General features: G+C 64.6%; 2 protein-coding genes. Both read left to right on the top strand.

The window, feature by feature from the left end; genetic code table 11:
• Positions 1–95 precede the first annotated feature (95 nt).
• A complete protein-coding gene (gene istA / locus Q9R39_RS24555; RefSeq protein WP_165629285.1) occupies positions 96–1394 on the top strand; it encodes an IS21 family transposase in 1299 nt (432 codons plus the stop codon).
• A 6-nt stretch (positions 1395–1400) separates the two neighbouring features.
• Positions 1401–1919: ATP-binding protein (locus Q9R39_RS24550; protein ID WP_311278442.1), on the top strand; the 519-nt coding region annotated here is incomplete at its 3' end.

Here is a 1919-nt window from a genome sequence, read left to right as displayed (position 1 = left end):
GTGTCTTTCGATACCGACGCACCGTATGTTGACGACGCCTGAAAACTGACCCCCTGACGACGGGTGAATTTTGACCCCCCCGTCTTGTTAGGAGGGTGATTTCAGTGGAGCAATGGGCAGAGATCCGCCGTTTGCATCGCAGTGAGGGTGTGCCGATCAGGGAGATCGCGCGCCGGTTGGGGGTGGCCCGCAACACCGTTCGTGCGGCGTTGGCTTCGGATACCGCGCCGAAGTACTCGCGGCCGGCGACGGGCTCGGCGGTCGACGCGTTCGAACCGCAGATCCGGGCGTTGCTGCGGGAGTATCCGACGATGCCGGCGACGGTGATCGCCGAGCGGGTTGGGTGGACGAGGTCGTTGACGGTCCTCAAAGACCGGGTCCGGGCTATTCGTCCAGAGTTTCGTGGGGTAGATCCAGCCGATCGGGTGATCTATCAGCCCGGCGGCTGTTCACAGTGGGATTTGTGGTTTCCGGACTACCGAATCCCTCTGAGCCACAATCAGTTCGCCATGCTACCGGTGTTGGTGATGACGTTGGCGTTCTCCCGGTACCGGTCGGCGGTGATGATCCCGTCTCGCCAGGGCGGAGACATCCTGACGGGAATGTGGCTGCTGCTGTCGCAACTGGGCGGGGTGACCCGCAAACTGGTGTGGGACCGCGAAGCCGCGATCGGCCCCAAGGGCACACCCACCGCGTTGGCGGCCGGCTTCGTGGGCACGTTGGGTACGCGGCTGGAGCTGGCGCCACCGCGAGACCCCGAGTACAAGGGCATGGTCGAACGCAACAACCGGTTCTTCGAGAGCTCGTTCCTGCCGGGCCGCCAGTTCAGCTCACCGGCCGATTTCACCGCCCAGTTCGATCGGTGGCTGGCCGATCATGCCAACACCCGAGTGGTGCGCGCGATCGGTGATCGACGCCCGTGTGACGTGTTCGCCGAGGACCTCGAGCAGATGACCGGCCTACCTCCGACCGCACCGCATATCGGCTTGAGTAGCCGGGTGCGACTCGGTCGCGACTACTACGTACGTGTAGCCGGCAATGACTATTCGGTGCACCCGTCGGTGATCGGTCGGTTCGTCGACATCACTGCCGACCTGCAGCAGGTGCGCATCCTCTGCGGCGAGGTCACCGTCGCCGACCACGCGCGCAGCTGGGCCAACCACGTCACCATCGCCGACCCTCAGCACGTGCGAGCAGCCAAAGAACTGCGCCGCGATTACCGCCGCCAAGACCTCGCCAACCGGGCCCGAAACGCCGCCCGCATCCGCGCCCACCCTGATGGCCACGAGGTGCCGATCCGGGCGTTACCGGACTACGACGAGCTGTTCGGGGTGAACTTTGCCACCCCGCCCCAAGCTCACCCGCCCACCACATCCACCAGCATTGAAAGGTGAAAGACTGTGTCCGACAATCAAACAGGTAAACGGATCGAGTTCGCGGCGCGGGCGTTGAAGATGCCAGCGATCCGCCGATGCTGGGCGGAATTGGCCGAGCGGGCCCGCACCGACAACTGGACCCACGAGCAGTACCTCGCAGCGATTCTTGACCGCCAGGTCAGCGAACGCGAAGCCAACGGCACCATGCTGCGGATCAGCGGCGCGCGCTTCCCTGCGGTCAAAACACTCGAGGACTTCAACTTCGACCACCTTCCAGGACTGCGTCGTGATGTGATCGCCCACCTGGCCACCAGCACCTGGATCGCCAAGAGCGACAACGTGATCCTTCTCGGACCACCCGGGGTGGGAAAAACCCACCTCGCGATCGCGCTCGGGATCAAAGCCGCACACAACGCCTACCCCGTGCTCTTCGACACCGCCACCGGATGGGCCACCCGCCTGACCGAGGCACACACCACCGGCCGCCTGGCCGCCGAACTCAAACGGCTCCGCCGCTACCGACTGATCATCATCGACGAGATC

Source organism: Gordonia sp. AC31 (assembly GCF_031844505.1).
Classification (GTDB): domain Bacteria; phylum Actinomycetota; class Actinomycetes; order Mycobacteriales; family Mycobacteriaceae; genus Gordonia; species Gordonia hongkongensis.
This window is presented reverse-complemented; position numbering and strand designations above follow the sequence as displayed.